This is a genomic window from Roseitalea sp., assembly GCF_984466335.1.
On sequence record NZ_CFIFWG010000112.1, the window covers coordinates 8,930 to 10,522 of the forward strand.

The following is a 1,593-nucleotide window of genomic DNA, read 5'->3' on the forward strand; positions in this document are numbered from 1 at the left end:
CGCAGCCATGTCGCCAACACGTTGCGGCTCTTGAGGCTTCCGCAAGAGGTGCAGGCGATGGTTTGTGCGGGCGATTTGTCGGCCGGGCACGCGCGTGCGCTGGTCACGGCAGGCGATCCGGTCTCTCTTGCCCGACGGATCGCCTCCGAGGGCCTTTCAGTCCGACAGGCGGAAACCCTGGCGCAGGCGCCGGCCGGCGACGGCGTGCCCACGCAAAAGCGATCCGCCGCCGGCAAGGACCCCGACACGCGCGCGATCGAGCGGACACTGTCCGATCTGACGGGCTACAAGGTCGATATCCGCCCGAAGGGCACGGGCGGGGAATTGCGCATTCGCTACCGGTCGCTCGAACAGTTCGACGACCTTTGCCGCCTCCTGCAACGCGATTGAAACAAACTTCGATTCGAAGCCGGAACAAGCCTTATAACACCAGTAAAGCCCTAACGCCGCCGCGCGCTCTGCACGGTCAGCGCCAGTAAGGTCATGCGCAGCACGTCGGATTCCAGATGCCGTGTCCGCCGCGCCTGGAGAAGGGAATCACGCAAGCGGGCGAGCGCGGCGCGAATGGCCGGCGGCGTCCAGATGCCGAGCGCCTGCTCCATGGCCTTCCTGCGGGCAAAGAAGATCGGCGGTCTGGCGCTTGCGACCGCAGCGCCCGGGCTCTTGCCGTCGCGGTCCATGTCCGCGCGCATCCGATCAAGCGACTGGAACTGGCGGATCAGGATCGCAAAAAGGGCCGAGGGCGCACCGCTGCCGGTCTCGAACTTCACCATCGCGCGGTCGAGCGCCTTCAGGTCTCCGGTCAGGACCGACATCGAAACATCGTCGAAGGCCAGCGCCGATGCGTCACCGCAAACCGCCTCGACATCGGCGAGCGTGACCACGGGCAGGCCGAGCGCATAGAGCACGACCTTGTCCAGTTCGGCCCGCGAGGCGGCCCGGTCGCCGCCAAGATGCGACACCAGGAACTGACGAGCGTCGAGTTCGAGCCTTTGGTTCGCCTCGGAAAAGGTCTGATCGATCAGCGCCTGCAACGCCCGGTCATTGTCGGCATAGCAGGGAATCGCCATGCCGGCGGCCGCTTTCTCGACAGCGCCGCGCAGACCGCCCTTCTTAAGGTCGCCCGCTTCGATGACGATGAGCGTGTCCGGGGGCGGGTCGGCCAGAAGCCGCTCGACCTGGACGGTGAGCGCCCGTTCGTTGCCCGCGCCGCGCAGCCAGATCAGGCGGCGGCCGCCGAACATGCCCACCGTGTAGGCCTCGTTGATCAGACGGTCGGGATCGACCTCGCGCGCACCGGCATCGATGCGAACCGCGTTGAACGGATCGTCCAGCGGCACGCCGCTCGTCCGGGCAAGCGTCGCCGCGCGCTCGGCCGCCAGGCCATGGTCGGGTCCGTAGACCAGAAAGAGCGTAAAGGAACGGTCGGGACGGGCGATGAAGCGGTCGGCCTCATGGCTCTTGAGCTGGGCCATGGCCGCGCCTAGAGCGGCTTGTCTTTGGCTGGAATCGTCTGAGCGCCGGGATTTTGTGATCTGGCAAGGCGCGCGCAACGCCGCCCAGGGCGCAAAGGACCAAGCGCGGGCGATGTGC

General features: G+C 67.0%; 2 protein-coding genes. One reads left to right on the plus strand and one right to left on the minus strand.

What is annotated here, in order from left to right:
• The coding region (locus AC5E6L_RS10810) for a ParB/RepB/Spo0J family partition protein (RefSeq protein ID WP_491773211.1) at positions 1-390 on the plus strand (390 nt) is incomplete at its 5' end.
• A gap of 50 nt (positions 391-440) precedes the next feature.
• Here the strand turns inward: AC5E6L_RS10810 and holA are convergent.
• A partial coding sequence (gene holA / locus AC5E6L_RS10815) for a DNA polymerase III subunit delta (RefSeq protein ID WP_491773213.1) occupies positions 441-1,593 on the minus strand: 1,153 nt, incomplete at its 5' end.